Below are 25,117 nucleotides of genomic sequence, written 5' to 3' on the forward strand. Positions count from 1 at the left end.
ACCGGCGCCCACGCCGCACGCCCGGGCGGCAGGCGGCAGAGGGCCCATTACGGCGGCGCGGCGCGCCGCCGTCTTGATACCTATGAGAACAATTCGGCAATGACTCAGGTTGCGCTCAGCCGACGTATCGTCGCTCAGAGCTTCGCGAAGAGGCTGAGCACCTCGGTGAAGCCGGTGGTGAGGCTGTCGAGCAGGGCCTTGCCTTTTTCGGCAGTGGCCAGTGAGGGCCGGCCGATGACTCCGCTGTCGGTGTAGGCCTGCATTCCCTTGGTCAGGAGGTGGCGGCGGTCGTCGGCGATCCAGTCGGCGGACTCGTAGCCGGTGCGGATCGCTTCGGGGTAGGCGTGCAGCAGCAGGGAGGTCTCCAGCTCGCCGGCGTGCATGTCCTCGTGCATGGAGCTGGTGAGTCCGGCAGCGTCTCGGGCCTCGTTCCAGTCCTCTCGGGAGGGGAACAGTGCCATGCGACGCCCTTCGGCGTTGCCCTCCTGGACGACGTTGCTCAGGACGTAGTTGCCCCCGTGGCCGTTGACGACGACCAGGGCCGTGGGGCCGGAGCGGGTGATGGAGTCGTAGACGTCGGTGACGATCGCGTGCAGGGTGCGTGCGGAGATGCTGGCGGTTCCGGGCCATGCGCTGTGCTCGTGGGAGCAGGAGATCGTCACTGGCGGCAGCAGCAGGACAGGGTAGGCGTCGGCGACCTGGCGGGCTATCAGGGTCGCCACGATGGTGTCGGTGCTGAGCGGCAGGTAGTCGCCGTGCTGTTCGAAGCTCCCGACGGGAAGGATCGCAACGTCGGCGTTGCGCTGGCGTTCCTCGGTCGTGGTCGCGGTGGGCAGCAGGGGAATCACCGGTCTCCTCGTGGCTGGGGTACGGGCAGGGAGAAGGACTTCAAGAGGATTCCGAGTCTGGTGAGCAAGTCTGCCAGGTAGGCGTCTGTCGCCCATCGCGCCAGGTGCCCATGCAGCACGGTGAGCTGAGCGGCGACCCGGCTGGAGCGAAGGGCCTGTGTGCGAGAGAGGGCTTCTTCGGTCACCGCGCAAGCCTGCTCGCGCTCGCCTGCTATGGCGTAGGCGGTGGCCATGCGAGCCAGGAACAAGACGTGATCGCGTGTTTGGCTGGAGTCGCCCCACTGGGGCCGGCTGGCTTCGAAGATGGGGATGGCCGCGGTGGCCTCGCCCAGCAGTACGCGGGTCGCACCGGTCTCCATGGCGATGTAGGCGGGAGTGCAGTACGGGGCGCGGTCGTTCTCGCTCTGCGTCGTCCCCGCGGTGGCTTCGGCAAAAGCCGTCTCTGAATCGCGGGCGGAGTCTGCCGCTTCTCCCAGGTGGGCGTTGGCCGCCGCGCGGGTTCTCAGGACGACCGCTCTGAGCCGGGGGGTGAGGGCTTCGGGATGGGCCAGGGCCGTGTTCGCCAGTCCAAGGCCGTGGCCGTAGTCGCCGGCCTCGGTGGCGATGATGCTCTTACGCATGAGGATGTAGGAGATGACGCGCTGGTCTCCCAGTTCCATGGCGTAGTCCAGGGCCTTGTTGGTCCACATCGTGGCGCCGGTGAAGTCACCCAGGTCTTGGTGAAGCCATCCGCAGAACTCCAGGAGCTCACTGGCGAAGTTCAGAGCTTCGACGCGGTCGGCTCCTCGGGTCACCCGGCAGACCTGCCCGACCACAGGGACGTGATCTCGTACGGCGTTGATCACGAGTAGCGGCCCCATGATGGCCTCGGCCTGGATATGGCCGGTGAGAATGTGCCGAAGTCCGGATATGACGGGGCGGCTGGATGCTCCGGTCAGATTGGCCAGGTACGGCGTCAACGGGCCGGTACGTGATGACGGCTCCGCGTCATCGGACGGTGGTGCGGGTGATGTGTGCTGGTGTGCGCTGACAGCCTGAGGCCGTCGCGGTGCAAGTCCGAGAGCCAGCCTGGCGGAATCCGGCATGTCCAGGCCATCGGCGACGCGCTCGAACACCTCGAACGAGGTGACCCTGATCGTGCCCCTCATGATCTCGCTGATCTTGCCTTGGCTGAGGTTCACGGCGGTACCGATGCGGGTTTGGCTGACCCCGGCGTATTGACGGACCAGTTGAAAAACCTGGCCGACATTGCGATTTTGGAGAGCCGATAGCATTTCGGGACGCTGCCACAGTTCCGGCAAGATAACGACTGGTTTAGTCGCATCTGCTGGCATACGTGCTATCTCCCTTTGTGGCCTCGACTTCCGAATACCCAACGCTTGCCGCTGGAAGTTATCCCGTCAAGGGATATCGAATATCCGGGGCAGGGATTCCGGCTCGGGATGGGTTCGACAACCCCTGAGGGCGAACCTTGATCCATGGTTGCCGAGGATGAGTCGACGGGTCAGGGATGTGGAGCCTGCTGTGGCCGTGGCTGGCGGTGGATCCGCCGGAGTCGCGCCGATGTGGAGTGCCGCATCGACGGCCAGGTGGTCAAGCCGGTCCGGATCGCGTGCTTCGACTGCCTGGGCGCCGGCGAGGTGGCGGCCTGATGAGCGGGCATGAGATTCCGGCCATCAGTCGGCAGAAGGCGATCACGCCGGTACGGGCGGCGCGACGTCTGCGCGATGAACTGTCGGCGTTGAACATCGCCTCGGACGTTCACGACGGGTACGGGCTGGCATTGGTGTCGGTCTGGTTCGGGCTGGTGGTGTGGACCGATGGCCGGGTGTTTCGCTGGTGGGCCGGAGAGCAGACGGGCCAGGCTCGTTATCAGCGCTATGCCTTTTGTCCCGCGAGCGATCCGGTGACCGCCGCGCGCCGGGTGGCCGATCGTTGCCTTGAGCTTCGCAAGCGGGGACCGGTTCCGGTTCCCGGCCCGAGTGGGTGTGCTCCGCAATGATCGAGTTGACGAGCTGCCTGAGCCCTCATGTGTCCACGCCGCAGGGCGGTCATACGCGGCTGGTCTGGCTGAGTCCTGACAGAGGGACCGAACGGCTACGGGTGATCACTTGGACCTGTCGGTGCCGGGCCACGCTGTACGAGCTGTGCCAGGCCGGAGGGCGAGGCTTCATCCGGCGCACGCTTCAACTGGACGGGAGTCCCGAAGTTCACGAGACCTATCGGTGGCCGATCCGGCAGGCCAGCGATATATGGAGGGCGTTGCTCTCCGGGGAGGCCCGGTAGGCGGACGCGGCGGCACGGCCGGCCATGATCGGTCGTGCCGCCGCGTTGCGGGTGAGAACTTCCTGTCGACCGAAGGGCTTCGCACCATCAACATGCGCTGATAGCCTGCTTGGCTAGACAAGCATGTTGAATGTGAGGCTCTAATGTCGTTTGAGTACACGCCTCCCAAGTACGCGCAGTTGATCGCCGAGCTTGAACGGCGTATCGACTCCGGTGAGTATCCTGCGGGCTCGCTGCTGCCCAGCGAACACACGCTCATGGCGGAGTTCGGCATGGCGCGGCCCACCGTGGTCAAGGCTCTCGGCGTCCTGCGTGATCAGGGATGGATCGTCACCCAACAAGGCAAGGGCCGTTTCGTACGCGGTCGCCCGGCGATCCCCAAGGACCAGAAGGCGCGCACGGGCCGCGAGCTCCTCGACCGGACAGAGACCCAGGCCACGAGCAAGCTGCTGGCGGCCGGACCGGTCGAGGCTCCCAACCGCATCGCCGCCTACCTCGCCCTGGAGCAGAAATCCACGGTCGTGCTGCGCAAGATCCTGGTGGAGCGCGACGGTGAGCCCACCGAGATCTCCGGTACTTGGGTTCCGGCCGATGTCGCCGAAGGTACGGCCCTGGCGGAGTCGGCCGATCTACGGCAGGGCATCCGGCGCTACGTGGAGAGTGCGGCCGGCGTCTCGTTGGACCACATCATCGAGCACATCACCGCGCGCAACCCCACCCTTGAGGAGCGCAAGCTTCTGGGCGTGAAGCCCTCGGCCGCGCTGCTGACCGTGTACGCCGTCGCCTGTGATGCGACAGGCAAGCCGTGGGTGGTGGTGGAGACCGTACTCCCCGGTGACCTTCACGAGCTGGAAGACGCCTACCCGATCCGGTAATCCAACTTTCCCCATGAAGCCCGCTTGGTGCACTTGACTAACCAAGCGGGCTTCGTGCTTAATAAAGACTCAACTTGGTCAGTCAAGCAGACTGAGTAGTCAAGAAGGAGAGTGTTGCACCATGGCCATCCAAGGCCCGATCCCTGTCAGCTTCGACCAGGTCTTCCCGCACGGCTGCTACGTGGTCGGCGAGGTCGAGCAGGTCAAGGACTTCACCGCCTCGACCGGTGGACGCACCGTTTATGCCAAGGACAAGACCACCGGCGAACTCGTCTGGCAGGTCGCCGTCATGGACGCCGACCCCACCCTCAAGGCCGGACAGAAGACCGTGGCCGTCAAGATCCTCTCCCCGGTCCAGCCGGTCCCCCCGCCTCCGCTGCCGGGCCTGCCGTTCGTCCCGGTGGAGTTCGACGGCATGACCGCCACCGCCTACGTCGCCGAAAAGACCGGCCGCCTGGCCTGGTCCCTACGCGCACGAGCGATGCGCGCTCCCCGATCCGCCACGGCCCCGGTCAAGGCATCGGCCGGTAAGGAGATGGCCGCGTGAAAGAGCACCGGCCCTACACCCGCGCCGTGGTGAGCGTCGACGAGAACGGCACCCGCCTCGACACCTCGTTTCGCACCCCGCACCTGTCGGTCATGGCACTGGGCGCCGACGGAGAACGCCCCTTCCTGCACCTGTCCTCCCGCGAGGCCCAGGTGATCATCTCCACCACCGGCGGCGGACCGGTCACCGCACAAGACCTCACCCTCGCCCGGCAGATCGCCGACGCCGCCGCCCGCTACCTGACCTACTGCGAGCTCCTGCACACCACCCAGAACACCACGGTGATGCTGCCGGGCCTGGAGGAGGTCACAGCCTGACACGCAAGCGGGGCCGCCAGAACTGGCATTCCGGCGGCCCCTCAATCTCCCCAGACAGCAAATCAAGAGAGGACCCAAGCCTAATGTTCAAAAAACTGCCCGGTGACGAAGCACGCACCCTCGTCACCACGACCCCCGACACCGCCATAGTGTTCCGGCCGGCCGTGGTGCGCACCCCGGCCATCCTCACCATCACCATCTTCCTGTGGCGCCTGCTGACCGGAATCGTCCGGCTCATCTGGCGCCACCCGATCGCCCTGGCCCTGGTCGCCGTTCCGGTCGCGCTCACCATCTTGTACGGCTGGCGCCTCGCCCTGGTCGTCGTCATCGCCGCCGTGTCACTGCTGGCGCCCTGGCCGTTCTTCGACCGGTCCTCGTTCAACCGCTGGATCGGCTGGCGACTGCTAGCCTTCTGGCGCCTGACATGGATCTACCGCCGTCACTGGCAACCGGTGATGATCGTCTCCGGGCTCGGCCGGAACCTGCGCGGCCGGGACTACCTGCCTCACATCGTGCGCGTCACCTGCACCTCGTGGGCCGACCTGGTCACGGTGAAAATGATCAGCGGACAGTCGGTCAAGGACTGGACCGACCGCATCGACCACCTCGCGCACGGCTTCGGCGCCACCTCCTGCCGGGTCACAGTCGCTCGGTCGGGGCGCCTGCTGCTGGCCTTCCCCCGGCGTGACCCGCTGGCCACGCCCTTGCCAGCGCTACCGATCCCTGAGACGGCATCGGTCGGGCCGGTGGAGATCGGCCGGTGTGAGGACGGCACTCCGTGGCGGCTCAAGGTCCACGGCACTCATGTCCTGGTGGCCGGCGCCACCGGTGCGGGCAAGGGCTCGGTCATCTGGTCCACCATTCGCGGTCTCCTGCCTGCGGTACGGGCGGGCCTGGTCCAGGTCTGGGCGCTGGACCCCAAGCGGATGGAACTGTCCTTCGGGCGTGACCTGTTCGGCGACCGCTATGCCGCGAACCCTGCCGACTGCGCCGATCTACTGGAAGCGGCCGTGAAGGTCATGCAGGAGCGGGCCGACCGGTTCGCAGGACTCCAGCGCTCCCACACCCCCACCGTCGATGACCCGTTCGTCCTGGTGGTGGTCGACGAGGTGGCGTTCCTGACCGCCTACCAGTCCGACAAGGGCCTCAAGCTCCGCATCTCCGCCGCTCTGGCCACGCTGACCACCCAGGGCCGGGCGGTCGGGTTCGGCGTAATGGCCGCTCTTCAGGACCCGCGCAAGGAGGTCATGAACGTCCGCAACCTGTTCCCCGACAAGATCGCTCTCCGGCTGGACGAGTCGGAACAGGTGGACATGGTGCTCGGCGACGGTGCCCGGGATCGTGGGGCGCTGGCCGATCACATCTCTTCGGTTCCCGAGCAGGGCGCGGGCATCGGCTACGTCCGCCTGGAGACCTCACCTGAGCCGATCCGCGCCCGTGCCGGTTACGTCTCTGACGCCGACATCCGCGCCATGGTCGCCGACTTCGCCGAGGAGGCAACCCAGTGAAGATCATCATTCAGGGCACCCTCGCCGAGATCGACACGATTCCCTTCCGCCTCCTGGGCACCCTGTCCGACTCCCCGCCACGGTTTGAGCTGGTGCTCTCCGACCTGGTCAACATCCGACTGCGACGCGACCCCTACAGCGCTTCTTACCGCTTCACCGCCGACGTGCTCGCCCGAGAGGAGGACATGTGACCGACATCCCCACTTCCCCATCCGCTCTCTCCCCTGACGGCTCCGACCGCACCCTTCCCCGTCTCGTCCGTGACACCCTGCCGATCGCCCTGGACGTCGCGGTGGAGGTCGCCAAGCTCCACGGCGTGTGCATCCGCCCGATCGAACTGCGACGCCTGGACACCCACACCGGCACGGTCGAGTCGTTCAACATCCCCTGCGGCACCACCCAGGAAGCCAAGTGTTCGCCGTGCGCCATGCGCAACAAACAACTACGCAAGGCTCAGTGCCGTGAGGGCTGGCATCTGGAGATCGAGCCCGTCGCCGAACCCCACCCCTCCACCGACGACCAGAAATGGCTGATCGAGTTCCGGGCCGACGTACAGGCCAAGCGGGACGAGGCCGAACGCAACGGGGAAGACACCCTCGACTGGGATGAGGCGATCGCCGGGATCGATGCGGAGATCAACGCCGCCGGCATGCGCGGCAACGTCCTGGGTGGCAGGGCGACCCCCAAGCGCTCCCGCTCGACCAGACGCCGCCAGGACGCCCCCGACCTGCCCAAGCGGGCCAAGCAGGACACCACCCTGGGCCGGACGTTCATCGCCTCCGATGGCAAGGTCTACCGGCCCTCGCTGTTCGTCACCCTGACGCTTCCCTCCTACGGGCGCGTGCGCAACGGCGTCCCGGTCGACCCGGCCACCTACGACTACGCTCGCGCGGCCCGCGACGCCCTGCACTTCTCCAAGCTCGTCGACCGCTTCGTGCAGAACCTCCGCCGGGTGGCCGGCTACGACGTGCAGTACTTCGCCTCCGTCGAACCCCAAAAGCGCCTCGCCCCGCACCTGCACATGGCCATCCGCGGCACCATGCCCCGCGCGGAGGTCAAAGCCATCGCCGCCGCCACCTACCACCAGGTCTGGTGGCCATCGGTCGATGAAGTCCGCTTCGACGGCGACCACCTGCCCATCTGGGCACCCCGGACCGAACGCGCCGAGCCCTATCCGGACGGACAGAGCGGCGACTACCTCGACCCGGCCACCGGGGAACTCCTGCCCACCTGGGACCAGGCACTCGACCGGCTCGACACCGACGAGACGGCCGAACCGCTGCACGTGGTCCGCTTCGGGGCTCAGGCCGATGTTCAGGGTGTCCTGGCCGGATCGCCCGATGCCGATCAGTGCCTCATCTACCTGTCGAAGTACCTGACCAAGAACCTCGGTGACCCCCTCGATGCCAAGGACGTCGGCGACCACGCCCGCCGCGACCACGTCACCCGCATGGTCGAAGCACTGCGCTACGAACCCTGCTCGCCCACCTGCGCGAACTGGCTGCGCTACGGAATCCAGCCCAAGGGAGCCAAGGCCGGCATGCTGCCGGGCCGATGCCGTGGCAAGGCGCACAAGGCCGAACACCTCGGCTACGCCGGACGGCGCGTCCTGGTCTCACGCAAGTGGTCCAACAAGACCCTGCGCGAACACAAGCAGGACCGGCGGGCCTGGGTGCTTGACATGCTCGGCCTTCCCGACGACACCGTGACCGACCCACACCGCTACGTCTGGCGACCGGTCTCCTCCAAAGACCCCAATCGCACTCCACTAGCCAAACGGCTGCTGCGCGAGGTCGCCAACCGCCGGCGTACCCGCGCACGCCTGATCGAACTCCAAGCCAGAGCGGACGGACGACCGATCGAGGATCTTTCGGCAATCGGAAAGGCGGCCTGACATGGAACCACTGTTCTACCGGCCCAAGGACGCCGCCGTGATGCTCGGCATGAGCCGTACGGCCGTCTTCCGCCTGATCAAGTCCGGTGAACTCAAGTCGATCAAAGACGAGGGATACCGGCTGGTCCCCCGGTGGGCGCTCCACGAGTTCGCCCGTGCGCTGGAGGCCAAGGCCGGCCTCTCCCAGGAAGAGGCCGCATGATGGCGAAGAAGCCGGACGGCCGGTCCTCGATCTACTTCGGTAATGACGGCTACTGGCACGGCTGGGTCACTTTGGGCATCAAGCCGGACGGCTCCCTCGACCGTCGTCACCGGATGGCCAAGACCGAGGCCGAAGTGACCCGCAAGGTCAGGGAACTGGAGAACAACCGGGAGTCGGGGCAGGTCACCAAGCCCGGCCGTGCGCCCACCGTCGCCGAGTGGATGAACGAGTATCTCGACGTGATCTGTGAGCGGCTCGTGATCTCCGGCAAGATGGCGCCGCGCACCCTGACGGACTACCGGTCCAAGACGCGTCACTGGATCATTCCGCTGCTCGGGCGGCATCGGCTCAACCGGCTCGCCCCCGAACACCTCGACACGGCCTACACCACGATGCTTGAGAAGAACCTCTCGACCAGCACCGTGCTCAAGGTTCATCGCATCCTGTCGCGGGCGCTGACCATCGCGGTGCGCCGCAACAAGCTCACGCGGAACGTCGCGACCCTCGTCGACGCCCCCTCGGCTGCGTCCACCGAGATCGAACCGCTGACCCGCGAGGAAGCCCGCGACATCCTCAACGTGGCCGGCACCCGGCGGAACGGCGCGCGCTGGTCGGTGGCTCTGGCTCTCGGCATCCGCCAGGGCGAAGCGCTCGGGCTCCGCTGGCAGTACGTCGACCTGGAGACCGGAGTGATCAGGGCGTGGTTCCAGATCCAGCGCACCGAGTGGCAACACGGATGCGCCGATCCCCATGAATGCGGGGAGAAGTGGCACCGCTGGCCCTGCAAGAAGAAGTGCGGTGATCACGGGCATAACCCGGGCTGCAAGGCGGACTGTAAGAAGCAGGGGCACACCTGTTTCAAGAGGACCTGCCTCAAGGACTGTACGAGCCATGCCGACAGGTGCCCGAAACGTACGGGCGGGGGCATCGTCTTCCGCCAGCGAAAGGGCAAGAGCAAGCTCACCCTTCAATGCCCTCCCGAGCTGCTCGCGCTACTCAAGGCACACCGCAAGATCCAGGCGGCGGAGCGTCTCAAGGCGGGGGACCGCTGGGAGGATCACGACCTCGTGTTCGCCACCCGCCATGGCGGCCCGATCGAGCGCACCGAGGACTGGAAGGTGTGGAAAAACATCCTCAAGCAGGCCGGGGTCCGGGACGTGCGGGTGCACGACGCTCGCCACACCGCCGCGACGTTGCTCATCGAGCAAGGGGTGAACATCCGGGTCGTTCAGGAGGTCCTGGGCCACACGAGGGTGACCACGACCGAGCGTTATGCACATGTGTCCACACCGCTCATGCGCGACGCCGGCGAACGTCTGGCCTCGGCGCTCTGGGGGGAGTCCTGACCCCTCGTTGCAACTAGGACTGCAACTATGAAGCCTTCGAAGATCAAAAAAGGCCCTCTCCCAAGTCTCGGGAGAGGGCCTCTGACCTGCGGAGGCTCGGGGATTTGAACCCCGGATGGGCGGTAAACCCAAACCGCATTAGCAGTGCGGCGCCATAGACCTGACTAGGCGAAGCCTCCTGGTTGCCGTTCGGCTCAGCACAGAGTACCGGCCATCCGGCGAGGCGGCAAAGCGGTTGTCGATCGCGTCCCGGGCAAGAGTTGGGGAAGAGTTATCCACAGATGGTGGATAACTCTTCCCTGCCCTGTGGACAAGTTGGGGAGTCCACAGATGGGGAGGGCGGGAGCGCTGTGGATTCCCATCTGCCGGGACGCTACATCTCACATCATGGATGATTTTAACGGTTTCTCGCCACCCGGGAAGGCCGGGTTCGCCGCCCGAAGCAGAGGCTCGCCGCTCCGGGAGGACCGGGTGCGTCACCCCGGCAGGGCCGAGGGCTCCGAGCCGTCCGCGAGGATCAGGCGGCCGGGTTGGCCTCGCCCTCGATCTCGATCTTGATCTTCTTGCCGACCAGGACGCCGCCGGTCTCCAGCGCCTGGTTCCAGGTCAGGCCGAACTCCTCGCGGTCGATCTCGCCGGTGAGCGAGAAGCCCCAGAGGGTCTGTCCCCACGGGTTGGTGCCGGCGCCGCCGTACTCGACGGTCAGCTCGACCGGCTTGGTGACGTCACGGATGGTGAGGTCGCCGGCGAGGGTGAACTCGTCGCCGGAGTGGCCGAGCACGCGGGTGCTGCGGAAGGTCAGGTCGGGGAACTTGTCGGCGCCCAGGAAGTCGTCGCCACGCAGGTGGTTGTCGCGGTCGGGAGCGCCGGTGGTGATGCTCTCCGCCTTGATCGTGATCTCCGCGGAGGAGTCCAGCGGGTTCTCGGCGATGGTGACGGTGCCGGCGAACTCACCGAAGTGGCCGCGAACCTTGCTCACCATCATGTGCTTGACGAGGAAACCGACCCGGGTGTGGGCGGCGTCGAGAACGTAGGTGCCCGCGGCGGGAATCTGGAGGTTCTCCCAGGTCCGAGTGGTCATTGTGTGCTCCCGAGGGGTAGTTGCTGTGCGGATGGTTGTGACAACAGATTTCTACAGGAGGAATATTCCTCGCGTCAACTATCGTCGGATAGGGTGTGAACGTGATCCCCTTTGACGACTCCCGCCTCACGGCCATGGGCCTGCTCTCCGAGGTCCACAGCGGCATAGCGGCGAAGACGAGCGCGCTCTTCGCGACCGCGGGGCTCTCGGTGATCGACTTCGAGACACTGATCCGGCTGGCGCGTTCACCCCGGCAGCGGCTGCGGATGAGCGACCTGGCGGCGCAGACCAGCCTGTCCACGAGCGGGGTCACCCGGGTCGTCGACCGGCTGGAGCGCGAGGGACTGGTCGCCAGGCAGGCGTGCACCACCGACCGGCGTACCTCCTACGCGGTCATCACCGAGGCCGGGACGGACCGGCTCGGCGGCGTCCTGCCCCAGCATCTCGCCGACGTCGAGACCTGGTTCACCGGACTGCTCTCCCCCGAGCAGCTCGACGCCTTCCTGGACACGCTCCGCATCCTTCGCGATGCCGTACGGCCCTGTGCGACCGCGGGAGCGGAAGGGGCGCCCACCGCCGAGCTCGCCGGGACGGACTGCCCCGGCCCCCGTGACGTCGAGGGGCGTTGAACGACCGGGAAAGAGCGTCCCCGCGACGGTCACCGAATCCCCTGGAAAACCCACTCTCCAAGAGACCGCGCGACCGAAGAGAACACACCACTGAAGAGACCGGCCGCCCAAGAGAACGCGGCACCGAAGAAACCGGCCGTCGAAGAGAACGCACCACCGAAGAGAGCGCACCGCCCAAGAGAGCGGGCGTTCGCAAAGGTGCCCGGTGCGGAACGTCAGGGCTGGGGTTCCAGCCGCCGGTTCTCCGGCGGGGCCAGGTCACCCCGGAGCTTGGCCATCCCCCGCGAGACCGTGCTCTTGACCGTTCCGACGCTGATGCCCAGCGTCCTGGCGATCTCCGGTTCGGTCATGTCCTCGTAGTAGCGCAGGACGACGGCGGTCCGCATCCGGACGGGCAACCGGTCCAGCGCCTGCTCGACCCGTTCCGGCAGGTGGCGGTCGCCCGGGGCCGCGGGCTCGGGGAGGTGCTCGGAGGGGTACTCCTCCAGCTTCCGCCGCCGCCACCAGGAGATGTTGATGTTGACCATCGCCCGTCGCACGTAGCCGTCCAGCGCTGCGCGGTCCTGGATGCGGTCCCAGGCGAGGTAGGTCTTGACCAGCGCGGCCTGGAGCAGGTCCTCGGCGTCGCTGGGGTGGCCGGTGAGCCGGTGGGCGGCGCGCAGCAGTGTCGGGCCGCGGGCGACGACGTACTCGCGGAACTCCTCGTCGATCCCGCCGGCCACCGCGATCACCACCCCGCGCTCCGGGTGCTCATGATGGCCACGATCGCAGCCGGAATCCATACTGCGGCTGAACCGGAACCTATATTTCATCTATAAAGAGCAAAGATCGGTTTCGATGGATGATGGACCGCATCCAAGGGATAGAGAACGGTTTGTCATCGGACGGACACCAATGCGTTCCACCAGGAAGGGGAACTTTAGTACCGGGGCGGACACCTACCCCGATTATTGGTGGAGCGGACAGCGGGATTCCGCGAAGCATGTGACGCTGGCTGCCACACCTCGCAGAACCTGGGGAGCGACGATGCCCTATCACAGCGCCGATCGCCGCCGCGTGCTGGCGGCGGCCGCGCTCGGCCGGACCGTCCAGGAGCCGGGACCTCTCCCCTTCGAAGGCGAGCTCCTGCACTCGATCAGCGGTACGGTCCTGGACGTCAGCCCGCATCTGATCGTCATCGACACCCCCGACGGCCGCGAGGAGCGGCTCGTCATCGCCCCCTGGGCGACCGCCTGGCGGGGGGAGTCCATCAGCCCGGCCGACCTGCCGGTCGGTTCCAACGTGATCATCAAGGCGTTGCGGGCCGGCCGGGTGGTGGACCGGATCTGGGCGGACATCACCAGGATCACCGGGGTGATCCAGTCGATCGGCTCCGAGGGCAAGGACCGCACGGTGGAGCTGCACTGCGGGCCGCACCGCGGCCGGCGCACCATCGTCATCCCCTACCGCTCGTCGGGACGGCTCCGGGTGAGGCACCCCCGGTTCGAGCCCGGGTACCTGTTCGACGCCATCGGGGTACGGGAGGGCGGCGTGTCGCAGGCCCGGCTGCCCGCGACCTCGCAGCCGCCCTACCGGTGGACGGCGGTCCCGGCACCCTCCCCCGGGTACGGCGGTGTGCAGTCACGCATCTCGGGCACGGCGACCTGGTCGGACACCTTCGACGACGACGAGCAGGGGGTGGCCTACCCGATGCTGGAGCGGGGCGACACGGCGTGCGAGGACGCCGGGGTGTCGTGCACCGGGTTGCCGTACCTCGCGCTGGGTTCGATGCTCAACGTGCGCAACGTCTGCGCCGGGCGCACCTCCGTCCTGCCGATCGTGGGGTGCGGCTGCCTGGCCGGCCGGTTCTGCGACCGATGCCTGGAGTGCGGGACGTCCCCGCGCGGCCGGATCCTGGAACTGTCACCGCACTCCTTCGTGGAGCTCGGCGGAGACCTGACCACCGGGTGCTTCAACGCCCGGCTCGGAATGGGGTGACACAGATGCTGACGACGATCGCCATGGGGCAGTTGCCCGTCGTGCTCCTGCTGCTGGCCGCCGGTACGGCCGCGAAGGCCTGGACGGTCGCGCGGGCGACGGAGCCGGGCACGCTGAGCAGGCTGGGGCCCGCCGTGCTGGTGACCGAACGCTGGCGTCCGATCGCGATGCTCGTGTGCGCGGCCGGCGAGCTGATCCTGCTCGGCGGCCTGCTGGCGACCGGGCATCCGTTCTTCCGGTGGGGGACGGCCGCGTTCTTCGCCGTCTCCACCTACGTCCTGTGGGAGCTGCGCCGCCGCCGGCCGGACGCGGGATGCGGCTGCTTCGGCGAGGTCAGCGCCATCCCGGTGGGCCGGCGGTCGCTGGGCCGGACGGTGGTGCTGACGGCCATGTCCACGGGACTGGTCTGGCTTCCCGCGGTCCCCGGCTGGGACATGATGGCCGCGATGACGTGGGGGCACGTCCCGGCCACGCTCGGCGGGCTGCTGCTGCTGGCCGCGCTCTCCCCGGAGATCGAGGAGGCCGTGGCCAGGCTCCGCCACCGGGCGCCCTGCGAGCAGCGCCGTCTGGACCCGGTCACCGCGCTCGGACGGCTGCGGTCGAGCACGGTCTGGCGCTCGCACGCGGAGCTGCTGTCGGGCACGGAGCCGGTCGACAGCTGGCGCGAGCTGTGCTGGCGGTTCTTCGTCTATCCGGGACGCAGCCACACCGGCGACGCCGTCGACGTGGTCTTCGCGGTCTACCTGAGCGGACGGCACCCGGCGGTGCGGGTGGCCATGGTCGGCTCCGACGGCCGTCCGGTGGCGGGTGAGCCTCTCGGCGAATCTCTGCCGATATCGGCGGGACGCTAGAGAGCCCTAGATTTTTCTAGGGCAGCACGATGTGACTCTATACGGCTCTCTAGCTTCCCCACTAGAGAGCCGTATAGAGGGCTATCGGCACCTTCACAGGATATCGAACATGCGTTCGTCACACCGGTTGTGAGCGCAGAAATTTTCCAAAATGTGGCACGGTGAAGGCGATCAGCCCGCGCTCGGCGCTGTAGATCAGGCCCTTCTTGATCAGACTGTCGCGCGCCGGGGAGAGACTGGACGGCTTGCGTCCCAGCCCCTCGGCCACCTCGGACGTCGCCACCGGCTCGTCGCCGATGGCGGCCATGGCGTGCATGTAGTCGCGCTCGGCGGGGGTGGCCCTCTCGTAGCGGCTGCCGAAGAACCCGACCGCGAGCTCCTCCTCGGCCTCGGGTGCGGAGACCCTGATGTCCTCGGCGGTGATCGGGCTGCGCAGCGCCAGGTCCCAGGCGACCTTGCCGTACGCCTGGACGAAGTAGGGGTAGCCGTCGGCCGCCACGTAGAGGGCGTCGAGGGCGTCCTGGGTGAACTCCACCCCTTCGCTCTCGGCCGGGGCGATGAGCGCCAGGTCGGCGGCCTCGCGGTCGAGACGGTCGATCCGGGCGTAGCGGAAGAGCCGCTCGGAGTAGCTCTTGCTGGCCGAGAGCACGCTGGGCAGGTGCGGCAGGCCCGCGCCGACCACGATCAGCGGGCCACCGCTCTGGGAGAGCTCGTGACAGGCCGCGCAGAGCGCCGAGACGTCGGGGGCCTGCACGTCCTGCATCTCGTCGATGAAGAGCGCGATCCCGACCCCGAGGTCGGTGGCGACCGCGGCGGCGTCGACGAACAGCTCGGTGAGGTCGATCTCCAGGTCCCCGGAGTCGGCGCGCCCGCGACCGGCGGGCACGTCGATCGCGGGCGACCAGTGCGAGGTGCCCTTGGCGGCGGACGGGTCGCGCATCGCGAACGCCTTGAGCACGCCGAGGAACTCCTCGATGCGCTCGGGCGCCCGATGTCGCGGGGCCAGCTCCCTGACCGCCATGTGCATGGCGGCGGCCACCGGACGGCGGATCGACTGGTCCGGCCGGGCCTCGATCTTGCCGGTGCCCCAGAGCCGCTGCATGGCCATCGACTTGAAGGTGTTGAGCAGGACGGTCTTGCCCACGCCGCGCAGCCCGGTGACCACCATGCTGCGCTCCGGGCGGCCACGGGCCACCCGCTCCAGCACGATCTCGAACTGCTGGAGCTCGCGGTCGCGTCCGGCGAGCTCCGGGGGGCGCTGCCCGGCACCGGGCGCGTAGGGATTGCGAACGGGGTCCACGCTCTCGGACTTTATGACGGGATATAGCGGTCGGCTTAGATTTCCGTAGAAAGACCTACGGCGTGTCGCCGCGCGGTCCGCCCGATCGGGGGCGGCAGGGGCGGGCGCGGTGGGCGATATCGCGAGCATCACCGTGCACCCCCCTTCACCTGGGCGGACGTCAGACCGAACCCGTGTTCGATCCCGTGCCCATGACTGTAGCGCGGGTTCGAACACAGGCGCGATACGTTTCGGTGAAAAGCCTCCCCAAGGAATCCGGGTTCCCGCGCCGACCGCCCGCGGGCCGTTCGCCCGCGGACCGGAGCCGCTCACCCGCGGACCGGGCCGACCACCCGCGGACCGCTTGCCCGCGGATCCGGCCGACCACCCGCGGACCGGACGGGGCCGGGCCGGGTCCGCACGGCCGTCACGGGACGTCCACGGCGTACCGCCTCACTCCCGGACGGTCAGGCCCATCGAGCGCGCGGTACCGGCGACGATCTTCTCGGCCTGGTCGAGGTCGGTGGTGTTGAGGTCGGGCAGCTTGGTCCTGGCGACCTCCCGCAGCTGCGCGCGGGTGATCGTGCCCACCGCCTGGTGACCGGGGCGGGAGGCGCCTTCCTCCAGGCCGATCACCCGGCGGATCAGCGAGGCCGTGGTGGGCATCTTGATCGTCAGTTCGAACGAGCGGTCCTCGAACACGGTGACGACGACGGGGACGACGAATCCCCGCCGGTCCTGGGTGGCCTCGTTGTACCGGCGGCAGAACTCCATGAGGTTCAGGCCCAGCGGGCCCAGGTCCTTGCCGACGGCCGCGGGACCGGCCTCACCGGCCGGGAGATGGAGGGTGGCGATCCGGCTGATCTGCTTTTTCGACATGCCCGGGACGCTAAAGTCTCCCGTTACTGGAGACTCAACGGAATAATCACGCCATGAGCTACACGATCGGACAGCTCGCCAGGCTCTCCGGGCTGCCGGTGAAGACGATCCGGTTCTACTCCGACATCGGGGTGCTCCCCGAGCGCGGCCGTACCCGTAGTGGCTACCGCCTCTACGGCGACGAGGACCGCGGGCGGCTGGAGCTCGTCAGGACGCTGCGCGAGATCGGCGTCGACCTGGCCACCATCAGGTCACTCGGCGAACGCGACCTGGGCGAGGTCCTCTCCCTGCACCTTCGTACGGTGGAGACGCAGATCAGGGCGCTGCAGCGGACCCGGGCGGTGCTCAGGGCCACGCTGGAGCGGGACGAGCCCACCGACGACGACCTGCGCCGGCTCAACGCCCTCGGGCGGCTCGGCGCGGCGGAGACGACCGCGCTGGTGAACGCGTTCGTCGACGACGTCGCCGGGGAGAACGCCGCCAGGCAGGAGTGGCTCGGCGGCCTGCGCGCGGCCATGGTGCCCGAGCTGCCCGACGAGCCGGGCATCGAGCAGCTCGACGCCTGGCTGGAGCTGACCGAGCTGCTCGCCGACGACGGCTTCCGCGCCCGCCTGCGCGAGATGAGCGGCGAATTCTGGGAGAACGCCGACCGGCTCGACCCCGCGGCCTGGATCGAGGCCGACACGCTGGTCACGAGGACGGCACTTGACGCGGTACGGGACGGCGTGGCCCCGGGCTCGGAGGCAGCCGCGCCCGTCGTGGCCGGGATCGTCGCGGTCCTGGCCGAGGCGCAGGGGTGCGGCCCGGAGGTGATCGTGCGCAACTACGCCGAGCACGACCCGCGCGCCGGGCGATACTGGGAGCTGGTGGCCGTGGTCAACGGCACGCCCTGGCCACCGGAGTCCGTGGTCGCCCACGAGTGGATCGCCGCCGCGGCGGCCTCCCACCTCGGGTGACCGGTCGCCTACAATGGTTTTTTGTCGCTTTTGTCTGTTTTTCGAGGGGGGCGGCACGTGCCAGGTTCCAGATTCGCGATCCGTACCCGGGCCGCGCTCGCGACGGTCACAGGCTGCCTGACCGTGGCCGCGTGCGGCGTCGCGGCCTCCCCGGCCGCCTCTCCGGCCACCTCCGCGCCTGCGGCGTCGCCCTCGGTGAACCCGTCCGCGACCGGGGTGGCCGTCCCGGAGCCGACCGGCGCGACGCCCACGGCCGCGACACCGACGGCAGGCCCGTCCGCCACGGCGTCACCGGCCCCGACGGGCCCGCCGGAGTTCTCCGCGAAGGTCTCCCGGGTCACCCGCGAACGGCTCAGGTACTCGTGGCGGCCCGGATGCCCGGTCCCGGTCGGCGACCTGCGGCTGATCACGATGACCTACTGGGGTTTCGACGACAGGCCGCACACCGGCGAGCTGGTCGTGCACGAGGAGGCCGCCGACGACATCGTCTCCGTCTTCCGCCGCCTGTACGGCTGGCGCTGGCCGATCTACAGGATGCGGCTCGTCGACGTCTACAGGGGCGACGACTTCGCCTCGATCGACGCCGACAACACCTCGGCCTTCAACTGCCGCCCGGCCACGGGGTCGAGCAGCTGGTCCAGGCACGCCTACGGCCGGGCCGTCGACATCAACCCGCGCGAGAACCCGTACGTCTACGCCGACGGCTCGGGCTCCCACAGCAACGCCCGCAAATTCCTCAAGCGCCCCCTGAAGGCTCCCGGAGTGATCAACCCGGGCGACCGCGTGGTCAGGGCCTTCGAACGGGAGGGCTGGGAGTGGGGCGGTGACTGGTCGGGCATCAAGGACTACCAGCACTTCTCCATGGGCGGCGGCTGAGGTCGCGGGCGGCGCCGCTCCCCGAGAAAGGACTACCAGCACTTCCCCATGGACGGCGGCCGAGGTCGCGGGCGGCGCCGCTCCCCGAGACCCGGCCCGCGGTCCGCCCCTCACCGGTCCCCTCACTCGCTCTCCGCATCGGCGTCGACGCCGGGTCACGCCTCGCGCGGTACGCGTCCGGCGGGCATGCCGGGCCCGATCACGGCCTGGATCTCGGCCGGGTCGTCCACGCGGCCGCAGTGGGCGCACACCGTCTGCTGGCCGACCTCGTTGCCGCACACCGAATGGGTGTAGAGGATCGGCGGCTCCCCGTCGGTCGCCCACCGGTCGCCCCACTCCGAGAGCGCGACCAGGGCGGGCGCGAGCGCACGCCCCTTGTCGGTCAGCAGGTACTCGTGCAGCCCGGACTGCTCGGAGTGCCTGTGACGCCGCATGATCCCGGCCTCGACGAAGCCGTCGAGGCGGGCCTTGAGGACGTTGGTCGCGATGCCCAGGTTGCGCTGGAAGTCGCTGTAGCGCGTCGCCCCTCCGAACAGGGCGTCGCGGATGATCAGCAGGCTCCAGCGCTCGCCGATCACCTCCAGCGAGCGCGCGATCGAACACACCTGTGAGTCGTAGGTCTTTCCCAGCATGCGTCCGATTCTACCGACCGAGCTTGCATGATGAAAGCGCCATCGGTTACGGTTGCTTGCATGATGCAAGCAGATCAGAACTTCACCGTCACCTTCCCGGTCGGCCGGACTCCCCAGGAGGCGTTCGAGGCCATCACCGACGTCCGCGGCTGGTGGTCACAGGACGTCGAGGGCGTCACCGACCGGGTCGGCGGCGAGTTCGACCACCACTACAGGGACGTCCACCGCTGCAGGATCCGCGTCACCGAGCTCGTGCCCGGCCGGAAGGTCGCCTGGCTCGTCCTGGAGAACCACTTCGACTTCGTCACCGACCAGAGCGAGTGGACGGGCACCGAGATCGTCTTCGAGATCTCCGAGAGGGACGGCGGCGGTGCCGAGGTCCGCTTCACCCACGTCGGCCTGGTCCCGCGGTACGAGTGCTACGACGTGTGCTCCAACGCCTGGGGCGGCTACATCGACGGCAGCCTGCGGAGTCTGATCGAGACGGGGACGGGCCGGCCGAACCCCAGGGAGAACGGGGACGCCCCGGAGCACCAGCGCGCCGCCACCGTGCAGCGCGCCAAGCGCTCGCTCCAGGTCACCGGCCCGGCCGCCACCGGACCGGGCGGCGCCTGACATGACCGCGACCACGGACAGGATCGTCCTGATCACCGGCGCCAACCGGGGTATCGGACGCGCGCTGCTGGAGGAGGCCCTGCGCAGAGGCGCCCGGCGGGTGTACGCCGGCACCCGCGAACCCCTCGGCCACCCGGACGAACGGGTCACGCCCCTGCTCCTCGACGTGACCGACGCGGCGCAGATCGAACGGGCCGCCCGGTCGGTCCCCTCGCTCGACGTGCTCGTCAACAACGCCGGAACGGCGCTCTACGACGACCTCGGCGACCGTGCGGCGATCGAGGACCAGCTCGCCGTCAACCTCTTCGGCGCGCACGGCGTGACGCAGGCGTTCCTGCCCCAGCTGACCCGTTCGCGAGGTGCCGTCGTCAACAACCTGTCCATGACGGCCTTCGCCCCACTGCCGATGGTCCCGGCCTACTCGATCTCGAAGGCGGCCGCGTTCTCCCTGACGCAGTCGCAGCGGGCGCTCCTCGCCGGCCGGGGCATCAGGGTCCACGCCGTCTTCACCGGCCCGACCGACACCGACATGTCCCGCGCGTTCGACGCCCCCAAGGCCTCGCCGGAGTCGGTCGCGCGAGCCGTCTTCGACGGTGTGGAGAACGAGGAGGAGGACATCTTCCCCGACCCCACGTCGCAGACCATGGCCGCCGGCTGGCGGAGCGGCCCGGCCAAGGCGCTGGAGCGCGAGTACGCCGCCGTCGTGACCGCCCACGGCACGTCCTCCGCGTGACGGTGCGCGGGCCGGCGCCGGCCCGCGCACCGTCGCCCCCCGGTCCCGCCCGGGACGGGGACCCGACCGGCGTCCCGCCGCGCCGCCCCCGTCCCCGTCCGTGCCCGCCCGCGCTCCGGCCGTTCGCGTCCGGCGGCATCCACCTACGACATCCGTCCACGACGACATCCGCGTACGACGAGGAGACTCGAAATGACCACACCGAGACCCGGCAGCATCCTTCTCGGCACCACCCGGCCCGCGGAACTGCGCGACTGGTACCGCAGGGCACTGGCACCGGACCACCGGGGCGAGGGGCCGATCGATCTCGGCGGGTTCCTGCTGGTCATCGAGGAGCGCGACGACGTCGCCCCCGGGAACGGCGAGCCCGGCCGGATGATCCTCAACTTCCACGTCGACGACTTCGACGCCGTCGAGGCGCAGCTCCGGGCGGCGGGCGTGGACTGGCTCGTCCCCGTCGCGGACCGCCCCTCCGGCCGCTTCGGGACGTTCGCCGACCCCGACGGGAACACCCTTCAGATCATCCGGTTCACAAGGAGCGCATGAGCGCGGCGCGCCGCAGGGATCACGGGAGCGGTCGGCCGTGCACCGGTGAGACGTTGGGCTGAAGCAGTTCCCACCGGTTGCCGTACAGGTCGGAGAAGAGGGCCACCGTGCCGTAGGGCTCGCGTCGCGGGGTCCCCTCGAAGACGATGCCCGCCGCCGTCATCCGCTCGTGGTCGTGGACGAGGTCGGCGGTGGAGAAGACCAGGCCGGTCTGGCCGCCGACGAGTGCCTCCTGCTCGGGAGTACGGGCGCGGGCGAGCAGGAGCGCCGTCTCCCGCGCACCTCGCGGCCGTACGGTCACCCAGCGCTCGCCGTCGTCCATGAGCCTGTCCTCCAGGAGGTCGAGCCCGAGGCTCCCGGCGTAGAAGGCGACGGCCTCGTCGTAGTCGCGCACGAACAGGGTGAAGAGCGCGAGATGCGTCCAGTGGGCGCCGTCCTCGAACGTCCCGGCCTGTCCGGGGTGCCGCGACCACGCGGGCGGACCCGCAGGAGATCGGTCCCGGGCCACAGCCCACCGGGCCGTGACGTGGCCCAGATGTCGTCGACGATCCCCTTGGGGACGAAGAGGCAGAGGAAGGGGATCCAGCCGAGGATCAGGTACGACGTGGGATAGGTGTGGAAGACCCCCGGGGAGATCGCGTAGGCGTTGGCACGGGCACGGAACAGCCAGCACAGGAAGGCGACCCCCGCCACGAGGTACAGGAGCCCGCCCATGACGTACCACATCAGGACCGCCGGCCGTGCCCACTTCTCCCCGCCGAGGAGCTGCAGCACCGACACGACGGTGGACGCGGCGCAGACCAGCGCGATCGAGACGACGACGACCGTCGCGAACGGGCGGATCGGACGCAGGGGTCGAACGGGCACGGCGAACGCGCTCGTGGTCATGACGTTCCTTCGACCGGGGGGTGAGATCCGCGCCAGTATGCCGGATCATGACACGGCCGTACGGGCGCGTGTCACGCCGTACCTCCGGTGAACGACCGGCTCACGAACGGGACCTCGTCCGAAAAGCGCCCGCCTCCAGGAGGCGGGCCACGCTCTCCGGGCGGGTCCACCACGGGGGCGGTGTTCCGAGGAGGGCCGGGGCCTGGGGCATCATTGGTCGCATGGCGGCCAAGGATGGGGACGGCTGGGCCCGGTGCGATCGCGGCCATCGGCACTGGGGCGTGCACGGGGCGTCCGGACTGCTGGCCGTTCACCACGACGGCACGGGGACCCCTCACATCCTCATGCAGAAACGCGCGTACTGGAGTCACCACGGCGGCACCTGGGGACTGCCGGGCGGCGCCCGCGACAGTCACGAGAGCGGCGTCGAGGCCGCCCTGCGCGAGGCGTCCGAGGAGGTCGTGATGGACCGCACCGGCCTGCGGGTACAGGGCGTCTACCTCGACGACCACGGCGGGTGGTCCTTCGAGACCGTCATCGCCGAGGCCTCCGGGCTGCTGCCGGTGACCCCCGCCAACAGCGAGAGCATCGACCTGCGCTGGCTCCCGGCCGAGAAGGTCACCACCAGGAACCTGCACCCCGGCTTCGCCGAGACCTGGCCGCAGGTCGGCCTCGCCCTCGCCCCCTGTCTCGTCGTCCTGGACGTCGCCAACGTGGTGGGCGCCCGCGCCGAGCACGGCTGGTGGAACGACCGCGCCGGGGCGGCGGTCGGGCTGCTCGCCGAGGTCGGGGCACGCGCCGCCGGTGGCCTGCGGGCCGTGCCCGGCCGGGTACCCGCGCTGGAGTGCTGGTTCCCCCGGATGTCCGCGGTCGTCGAGGGCGCCGCCCGAGGTGCCGGCCCGGTGCCCGGCGTCTTGGTGATCTCCGCCCCGGGGGACGGGGACGACGCCGTCGTCCAGGTCGTACGGGACTCCCCGCCGTGGGAGCGGGTGCTGGTCGTCACCGCCGACCGCGGGCTGCGCGGACGGGTCACGGAACTGGGCGCCGAGGTCGTCGGCCCCCGGTGGCTGCTGTCACAGCTGTGAGGTTCCGTCCCGGCATGCCGGAACGTCGCGCACGAGGACCGGCCGTCACGGCCGCGGCCTGCCGAGCGGGACACGCGGGACGTCGCGCACGACGACCGTGGCCGTCGTCACAGCTGTGACGTTCCGGCCGGGACACGCGGAACTTCTGGCACGATGAGACGCATGTCCGAGCTCCGAACCGGCCCGCGGGACACCTGGGCCCAGGACGAGACACCGGTCCCTCCCGACTCCTGGGGACGTCGAGGCTCCGGCAGTGCCCTGCCGTGGGGGTTCGCGCTCGTCATCGTCGCGCTGGTGGTGGGCCGCCTGCTGCTCACCCCGCACCTGACGGCACCGGCCCTGCAGACCTGGGCCACGATCTTCGTGGCGATCTGCGTGCAGGCGCTGCCGTTCCTGGTCTTCGGCGTGGCCCTGTCGGCGGCGATCACGGCGTTCGTCCCCGCGTCGTTCTGGACCAGGGCGCTGCCGAAGAACCCGGCCGCGGCCGTGCCGGTCGCCGGGATGGCCGGAGCGGTGCTGCCGGGGTGCGAGTGCGCGTCCGTCCCGGTCGCCTCGGGGCTGATGTCGCGCGGGGTGGTCCCGGCCGCCGCGCTGGCGTTCCTGCTCGCCTCACCCGCGATCAACCCGATCGTGCTGGTCGCGACCGCCGTCGCCTTCCCCGGCCAGCCGCTGATGGTGGCCGCCCGGTTCGGGGCCTCGCTCACCGTGGCGGTGCTGGTCGGCTGGCTCTGGCTGAGGTTCGGCCGCAGCGAGTGGCTGCGCATCCCCTCCCGGCCGCAGGGCGAGGGCCCCCGGCTGGCCCAGTTCGCCGAGGCGATGCGGCACGACCTGCTGCACGCGGGTGGTTTCCTCATCGTCGGCGGGCTGGCCGCGGCCACGCTGAACGTCGTCGTCCCCCGCGAGTGGCTGAACACGATCGCCGGGGTGCCGTGGCTGGCCGTCCTGGTGATGGCGCTGCTGGCGGTACTGCTGTCGATCTGCTCGGAGGCGGACGCGTTCGTGGCGGCCTCGATGACCGCGTTCTCCCCGACCGCGAAGCTGGCCTTCCTGGTGGTCGGGCCGATGGTCGACCTCAAGCTGATCGCGCTGCAGATCGGCACGTTCGGCAGGGCCTTCGCGCTCAGGTTCGTCCCGCTCACCTTCGCCCTCGCCGTCGGGGTGAGCGTCCTGTTCGGCTGGTGGCTCCTGTGAGGCGCCCCGCGGCGTCCCCGCGGGCCGGCTCGGCGCGGAGGGTTACGTCCTGCCGCGGATGGGGCGCCGGTCGTACCGCCCGGGAGACCGTCGCACCCGGCATGCCCGGCGCCTTTCTCACCCCGTCCACCGCGTTCGCGAGTCCGGAAGGAGTCCGCGGCCCCCGATGAACCGTGTGACACAGAACCTGGTCCTGACCCTGCTGGGCTGCGCCGTGCTGCGGATCTCGGCGTTCTCCACCACCTACCTCAACTACGTCAAACCGGGCTTCCAGCCCTTCCTGATCGGTGCCGGGGCGGTGCTGGTGATCCTCGGGGTCGCCGGGTTGCTCCAGGCGTCCCGGACGGAGAACCGTACCGCCGAGGAGCCCGTACCGGCCGGGCACGGTCACCTCCCGGGCGATCCGGGCCGGGCGGAGGAGCCGGCGTCCGGGCACGACCGCGACGGCTCGCCCGGGGAACACGGCCCGCACGCCTCGCACGGGGGGCACGATCACGCCGGTGGCGGGCCCCGGGTCGCCTGGCTGATGTGCCTGCCGGTTTTCGCGATCTTCCTGATCGCACCGCCCGCGCTCGGCTCGTTCGCCGCCTCCCGGGAGGACACCCCGCCGCCCCGCGACCAGACCCTGAGCTCGTTCACCCCGCTGACCGGCGGCACCGCCCCCGTGGACATGACCGTCGGCGAGTTCATCGGCCGGGCCTGGGACGACGACAAGAAGTCCCTCACCGGCCGCAAGGTCAGGCTGACCGGCTTCGTCTCCCCGGCCAAGAAGAAGGGGCAGTGGTACGTCACCCGCATGCAGATCGCCTGCTGCGCCGCGGACGCGTTCCCGCTGAAGGTCGCGGTCAGGGGTCTGGACGCGCCTCCGGCCGACACCTGGGTCGAGGTCACGGGCACCTGGATCCCGCAGACGTTCGGGGAGATGCCCAACGGCGTGGTGTACCCGCAGCTGACCGGGGAGAGCCTCACCCCGGTGAAGGCCCCCGACGAGACGTACGAGTAGACCGGCCCGGCGTCGCAGGCGGGCTCCCGGCCGTGCGCGTGGGCTCGGAGGCCGGGTCCCGGGGCCGGGCTCC

31 protein-coding genes and 1 tRNA gene are annotated in these 25,117 nt (G+C 69.3%); 22 read left to right on the forward strand and 10 right to left on the reverse strand.

Annotated features, from left to right (window positions below):
• Positions 1-134: 134 nt before the first annotated feature.
• Together ABD832_RS10410 and ABD832_RS10415 are read right to left on the reverse strand one after the other, a co-directional pair.
• Positions 135-848: a creatininase family protein gene (locus ABD832_RS10410; RefSeq protein WP_344891877.1), complete on the reverse strand. Its 714-nt coding sequence runs from the start codon at positions 846-848 to the stop codon at positions 135-137.
• Positions 845-2,182: a helix-turn-helix domain-containing protein gene (locus tag ABD832_RS10415; RefSeq protein WP_344891880.1), complete on the reverse strand. Its 1,338-nt coding sequence runs from the start codon at positions 2,180-2,182 to the stop codon at positions 845-847. Before ABD832_RS10415 ends, ABD832_RS10410 begins: the two co-directional genes overlap by 4 nt.
• Positions 2,183-2,326: 144 nt before the next feature.
• Here ABD832_RS10415 and ABD832_RS10420 point away from each other — a divergent pair, with 144 nt between their 5' ends.
• The 10 genes from ABD832_RS10420 (at position 2,327) to ABD832_RS10465 (ending at position 9,823) form a co-directional block, all read left to right on the forward strand.
• A complete protein-coding gene (locus ABD832_RS10420; RefSeq protein WP_344891883.1) occupies positions 2,327-2,500 on the forward strand; it encodes a hypothetical protein in 174 nt (57 codons plus the stop codon).
• The gene (locus tag ABD832_RS10425) at positions 2,500-2,850 is read left to right on the forward strand and encodes a hypothetical protein (protein ID WP_344891886.1); all 351 of its coding nucleotides are present in this window, start codon (positions 2,500-2,502) and stop codon (positions 2,848-2,850) included. The genes ABD832_RS10420 and ABD832_RS10425 overlap by 1 nt, the downstream gene beginning before the upstream one ends.
• A 427-nt stretch (positions 2,851-3,277) precedes the next feature.
• Positions 3,278-4,009 carry a GntR family transcriptional regulator gene (locus ABD832_RS10430; RefSeq protein ID WP_344891889.1) on the forward strand — a complete coding sequence of 244 codons (732 nt, stop codon included), beginning with the start codon at positions 3,278-3,280 and terminating at the stop codon, positions 4,007-4,009.
• A 121-nt stretch (positions 4,010-4,130) separates the two neighbouring features.
• Complete coding sequence (locus ABD832_RS10435) at positions 4,131-4,556, forward strand: plasmid replication, integration and excision activator (protein ID WP_344891892.1); 426 nt, start codon at positions 4,131-4,133, stop codon at positions 4,554-4,556.
• Complete coding sequence (locus tag ABD832_RS10440; RefSeq protein WP_344891895.1) at positions 4,553-4,873, forward strand: hypothetical protein; 321 nt, start codon at positions 4,553-4,555, stop codon at positions 4,871-4,873. Before ABD832_RS10435 ends, ABD832_RS10440 begins: the two co-directional genes overlap by 4 nt.
• Positions 4,874-4,956: 83 nt before the next feature.
• Entirely contained in the window at positions 4,957-6,381 is a 1,425-nt protein-coding gene (locus ABD832_RS10445) for an FtsK/SpoIIIE domain-containing protein (RefSeq protein ID WP_344891898.1), read from the forward strand.
• The gene (locus ABD832_RS10450; protein WP_344891901.1) at positions 6,378-6,572 is read left to right on the forward strand and encodes a hypothetical protein; all 195 of its coding nucleotides are present in this window, start codon (positions 6,378-6,380) and stop codon (positions 6,570-6,572) included. The genes ABD832_RS10445 and ABD832_RS10450 overlap by 4 nt, the downstream gene beginning before the upstream one ends.
• Before the next feature lie 5 nt (positions 6,573-6,577).
• Positions 6,578-8,275, forward strand: a complete 1,698-nt coding sequence (locus ABD832_RS10455; RefSeq protein ID WP_413224919.1) for a replication initiator — start codon at positions 6,578-6,580, stop codon at positions 8,273-8,275.
• Position 8,276: 1 nt separating this feature from the next.
• Entirely contained in the window at positions 8,277-8,477 is a 201-nt protein-coding gene (locus ABD832_RS10460) for a helix-turn-helix domain-containing protein (RefSeq protein ID WP_344891907.1), read from the forward strand.
• A complete protein-coding gene (locus ABD832_RS10465) occupies positions 8,474-9,823 on the forward strand; it encodes a tyrosine-type recombinase/integrase (protein ID WP_344891910.1) in 1,350 nt (449 codons plus the stop codon). Before ABD832_RS10460 ends, ABD832_RS10465 begins: the two co-directional genes overlap by 4 nt.
• A gap of 89 nt (positions 9,824-9,912) precedes the next feature.
• On the opposite strand, the gene ABD832_RS10470 is transcribed toward ABD832_RS10465, so the two are convergent.
• Together ABD832_RS10470 and ABD832_RS10475 are read right to left on the reverse strand one after the other, a co-directional pair.
• A tRNA-Ser gene (locus ABD832_RS10470) sits at positions 9,913-10,002 on the reverse strand.
• 338 nt (positions 10,003-10,340) lie between these two features.
• A complete protein-coding gene (locus ABD832_RS10475; RefSeq protein ID WP_344891913.1) occupies positions 10,341-10,904 on the reverse strand; it encodes a YceI family protein in 564 nt (187 codons plus the stop codon).
• Between the two features lie 101 nt (positions 10,905-11,005).
• Between ABD832_RS10475 and ABD832_RS10480 the strand changes: the two genes are divergently transcribed.
• Positions 11,006-11,533, forward strand: a complete 528-nt coding sequence (locus ABD832_RS10480; RefSeq protein WP_344891916.1) for a MarR family winged helix-turn-helix transcriptional regulator — start codon at positions 11,006-11,008, stop codon at positions 11,531-11,533.
• Between the two features lie 215 nt (positions 11,534-11,748).
• Here the strand turns inward: ABD832_RS10480 and ABD832_RS10485 are convergent, their stop codons facing one another.
• Positions 11,749-12,315 carry a SigE family RNA polymerase sigma factor gene (locus tag ABD832_RS10485; protein ID WP_344891919.1) on the reverse strand — a complete coding sequence of 189 codons (567 nt, stop codon included), beginning with the start codon at positions 12,313-12,315 and terminating at the stop codon, positions 11,749-11,751.
• Positions 12,316-12,559: 244 nt separating this feature from the next.
• Between ABD832_RS10485 and ABD832_RS10490 the strand changes: the two genes are divergently transcribed.
• A complete protein-coding gene (locus ABD832_RS10490; protein WP_344891922.1) occupies positions 12,560-13,510 on the forward strand; it encodes a hypothetical protein in 951 nt (316 codons plus the stop codon).
• Positions 13,511-13,515: 5 nt separating this feature from the next.
• On the forward strand, positions 13,516-14,361 hold the full coding sequence (locus ABD832_RS10495) for a MauE/DoxX family redox-associated membrane protein (RefSeq protein WP_344891925.1): 846 nt from the start codon (positions 13,516-13,518) through the stop codon (positions 14,359-14,361).
• A gap of 118 nt (positions 14,362-14,479) precedes the next feature.
• Here the strand turns inward: ABD832_RS10495 and ABD832_RS10500 are convergent, their stop codons facing one another.
• Positions 14,480-15,661, reverse strand: coding sequence for an AAA family ATPase (locus ABD832_RS10500; RefSeq protein ID WP_344891928.1), 1,182 nt, complete (start codon positions 15,659-15,661; stop codon positions 14,480-14,482).
• A 432-nt stretch (positions 15,662-16,093) separates the two neighbouring features.
• Positions 16,094-16,519 carry a 50S ribosomal protein L11 gene (gene rplK, locus ABD832_RS10505; protein ID WP_344891931.1) on the reverse strand — a complete coding sequence of 142 codons (426 nt, stop codon included), beginning with the start codon at positions 16,517-16,519 and terminating at the stop codon, positions 16,094-16,096.
• A gap of 53 nt (positions 16,520-16,572) precedes the next feature.
• Between rplK and ABD832_RS10510 the strand changes: the two genes are divergently transcribed.
• Together ABD832_RS10510 and ABD832_RS10515 are read left to right on the forward strand one after the other, a co-directional pair.
• Positions 16,573-17,475 carry a MerR family transcriptional regulator gene (locus ABD832_RS10510; protein ID WP_344891934.1) on the forward strand — a complete coding sequence of 301 codons (903 nt, stop codon included), beginning with the start codon at positions 16,573-16,575 and terminating at the stop codon, positions 17,473-17,475.
• Between the two features lie 57 nt (positions 17,476-17,532).
• Positions 17,533-18,351, forward strand: a complete 819-nt coding sequence (locus tag ABD832_RS10515; protein WP_344891937.1) for a M15 family metallopeptidase — start codon at positions 17,533-17,535, stop codon at positions 18,349-18,351.
• 155 nt (positions 18,352-18,506) lie between these two features.
• On the opposite strand, the gene ABD832_RS10520 is transcribed toward ABD832_RS10515, so the two are convergent.
• The gene (locus tag ABD832_RS10520; protein WP_344891940.1) at positions 18,507-18,983 is read right to left on the reverse strand and encodes a winged helix-turn-helix transcriptional regulator; all 477 of its coding nucleotides are present in this window, start codon (positions 18,981-18,983) and stop codon (positions 18,507-18,509) included.
• A gap of 60 nt (positions 18,984-19,043) precedes the next feature.
• Between ABD832_RS10520 and ABD832_RS10525 the strand changes: the two genes are divergently transcribed.
• The 3 genes from ABD832_RS10525 to ABD832_RS10535 all read left to right on the forward strand — a co-directional run bounded on the left by ABD832_RS10525 (position 19,044) and on the right by ABD832_RS10535 (position 20,877).
• Entirely contained in the window at positions 19,044-19,598 is a 555-nt protein-coding gene (locus tag ABD832_RS10525) for an SRPBCC family protein (protein ID WP_344891943.1), read from the forward strand.
• A gap of 1 nt (position 19,599) precedes the next feature.
• Positions 19,600-20,331, forward strand: a complete 732-nt coding sequence (locus ABD832_RS10530) for an SDR family NAD(P)-dependent oxidoreductase (RefSeq protein WP_344891946.1) — start codon at positions 19,600-19,602, stop codon at positions 20,329-20,331.
• A 192-nt stretch (positions 20,332-20,523) separates the two neighbouring features.
• On the forward strand, positions 20,524-20,877 hold the full coding sequence (locus ABD832_RS10535) for a VOC family protein (RefSeq protein ID WP_344891949.1): 354 nt from the start codon (positions 20,524-20,526) through the stop codon (positions 20,875-20,877).
• 19 nt (positions 20,878-20,896) lie between these two features.
• Here the strand turns inward: ABD832_RS10535 and ABD832_RS10540 are convergent, their stop codons facing one another.
• Positions 20,897-21,277, reverse strand: a complete 381-nt coding sequence (locus tag ABD832_RS10540) for a VOC family protein (protein ID WP_413224918.1) — start codon at positions 21,275-21,277, stop codon at positions 20,897-20,899.
• Positions 21,175-21,603, reverse strand: a complete 429-nt coding sequence (locus tag ABD832_RS42115; RefSeq protein ID WP_425582580.1) for a DUF4328 domain-containing protein — start codon at positions 21,601-21,603, stop codon at positions 21,175-21,177. The genes ABD832_RS10540 and ABD832_RS42115 overlap by 103 nt, the downstream gene beginning before the upstream one ends.
• On the opposite strand from ABD832_RS42115, the gene ABD832_RS10545 reads away from it, so the two are divergent.
• From ABD832_RS10545 to ABD832_RS10560, 4 genes are all read left to right on the forward strand, one after another.
• On the forward strand, positions 21,590-21,856 hold the full coding sequence (locus ABD832_RS10545; protein WP_344891955.1) for a hypothetical protein: 267 nt from the start codon (positions 21,590-21,592) through the stop codon (positions 21,854-21,856). The genes ABD832_RS42115 and ABD832_RS10545 overlap by 14 nt on opposite strands.
• Before the next feature lie 130 nt (positions 21,857-21,986).
• Positions 21,987-22,850, forward strand: a complete 864-nt coding sequence (locus tag ABD832_RS10550) for an NUDIX domain-containing protein (RefSeq protein WP_344891958.1) — start codon at positions 21,987-21,989, stop codon at positions 22,848-22,850.
• Between the two features lie 162 nt (positions 22,851-23,012).
• Positions 23,013-24,041 carry a permease gene (locus ABD832_RS10555; protein WP_344891961.1) on the forward strand — a complete coding sequence of 343 codons (1,029 nt, stop codon included), beginning with the start codon at positions 23,013-23,015 and terminating at the stop codon, positions 24,039-24,041.
• Between the two features lie 166 nt (positions 24,042-24,207).
• Complete coding sequence (locus tag ABD832_RS10560; RefSeq protein WP_344891964.1) at positions 24,208-25,044, forward strand: TIGR03943 family putative permease subunit; 837 nt, start codon at positions 24,208-24,210, stop codon at positions 25,042-25,044.
• Positions 25,045-25,117: the final 73 nt, after the last annotated feature.

This window comes from Streptosporangium longisporum, assembly GCF_039534895.1.
Taxonomy (GTDB): domain Bacteria; phylum Actinomycetota; class Actinomycetes; order Streptosporangiales; family Streptosporangiaceae; genus Streptosporangium; species Streptosporangium longisporum.

Coding starts and splice junctions, on each gene's coding strand:
- ABD832_RS10420 (WP_344891883.1), top strand. CDS start 2,327: ATGGTTGCCGAGGATGAGTCGACGGGTCAGGGATGTGGAGCCTGCTGT.
- ABD832_RS10475 (WP_344891913.1), bottom strand. CDS start 10,904: ATGACCACTCGGACCTGGGAGAACCTCCAGATTCCCGCCGCGGGCACC.
- ABD832_RS10520 (WP_344891940.1), bottom strand. CDS start 18,983: ATGCTGGGAAAGACCTACGACTCACAGGTGTGTTCGATCGCGCGCTCG.
- ABD832_RS10465 (WP_344891910.1), top strand. CDS start 8,474: ATGATGGCGAAGAAGCCGGACGGCCGGTCCTCGATCTACTTCGGTAAT.
- ABD832_RS42115 (WP_425582580.1), bottom strand. CDS start 21,603: ATGTGGTACGTCATGGGCGGGCTCCTGTACCTCGTGGCGGGGGTCGCC.
- ABD832_RS10460 (WP_344891907.1), top strand. CDS start 8,277: ATGGAACCACTGTTCTACCGGCCCAAGGACGCCGCCGTGATGCTCGGC.
- ABD832_RS10425 (WP_344891886.1), top strand. CDS start 2,500: ATGAGCGGGCATGAGATTCCGGCCATCAGTCGGCAGAAGGCGATCACG.
- ABD832_RS10415 (WP_344891880.1), bottom strand. CDS start 2,182: ATGCCAGCAGATGCGACTAAACCAGTCGTTATCTTGCCGGAACTGTGG.
- ABD832_RS10485 (WP_344891919.1), bottom strand. CDS start 12,315: ATGGATTCCGGCTGCGATCGTGGCCATCATGAGCACCCGGAGCGCGGG.
- ABD832_RS10560 (WP_344891964.1), top strand. CDS start 24,208: ATGAACCGTGTGACACAGAACCTGGTCCTGACCCTGCTGGGCTGCGCC.
- ABD832_RS10550 (WP_344891958.1), top strand. CDS start 21,987: ATGGCGGCCAAGGATGGGGACGGCTGGGCCCGGTGCGATCGCGGCCAT.
- ABD832_RS10445 (WP_344891898.1), top strand. CDS start 4,957: ATGTTCAAAAAACTGCCCGGTGACGAAGCACGCACCCTCGTCACCACG.
- ABD832_RS10525 (WP_344891943.1), top strand. CDS start 19,044: ATGATGCAAGCAGATCAGAACTTCACCGTCACCTTCCCGGTCGGCCGG.
- ABD832_RS10555 (WP_344891961.1), top strand. CDS start 23,013: ATGTCCGAGCTCCGAACCGGCCCGCGGGACACCTGGGCCCAGGACGAG.
- ABD832_RS10545 (WP_344891955.1), top strand. CDS start 21,590: ATGACGTACCACATCAGGACCGCCGGCCGTGCCCACTTCTCCCCGCCG.
- ABD832_RS10530 (WP_344891946.1), top strand. CDS start 19,600: ATGACCGCGACCACGGACAGGATCGTCCTGATCACCGGCGCCAACCGG.
- ABD832_RS10510 (WP_344891934.1), top strand. CDS start 16,573: ATGAGCTACACGATCGGACAGCTCGCCAGGCTCTCCGGGCTGCCGGTG.
- ABD832_RS10430 (WP_344891889.1), top strand. CDS start 3,278: ATGTCGTTTGAGTACACGCCTCCCAAGTACGCGCAGTTGATCGCCGAG.
- ABD832_RS10495 (WP_344891925.1), top strand. CDS start 13,516: ATGCTGACGACGATCGCCATGGGGCAGTTGCCCGTCGTGCTCCTGCTG.
- ABD832_RS10490 (WP_344891922.1), top strand. CDS start 12,560: ATGCCCTATCACAGCGCCGATCGCCGCCGCGTGCTGGCGGCGGCCGCG.
- rplK (WP_344891931.1), bottom strand. CDS start 16,519: ATGTCGAAAAAGCAGATCAGCCGGATCGCCACCCTCCATCTCCCGGCC.
- ABD832_RS10535 (WP_344891949.1), top strand. CDS start 20,524: ATGACCACACCGAGACCCGGCAGCATCCTTCTCGGCACCACCCGGCCC.
- ABD832_RS10435 (WP_344891892.1), top strand. CDS start 4,131: ATGGCCATCCAAGGCCCGATCCCTGTCAGCTTCGACCAGGTCTTCCCG.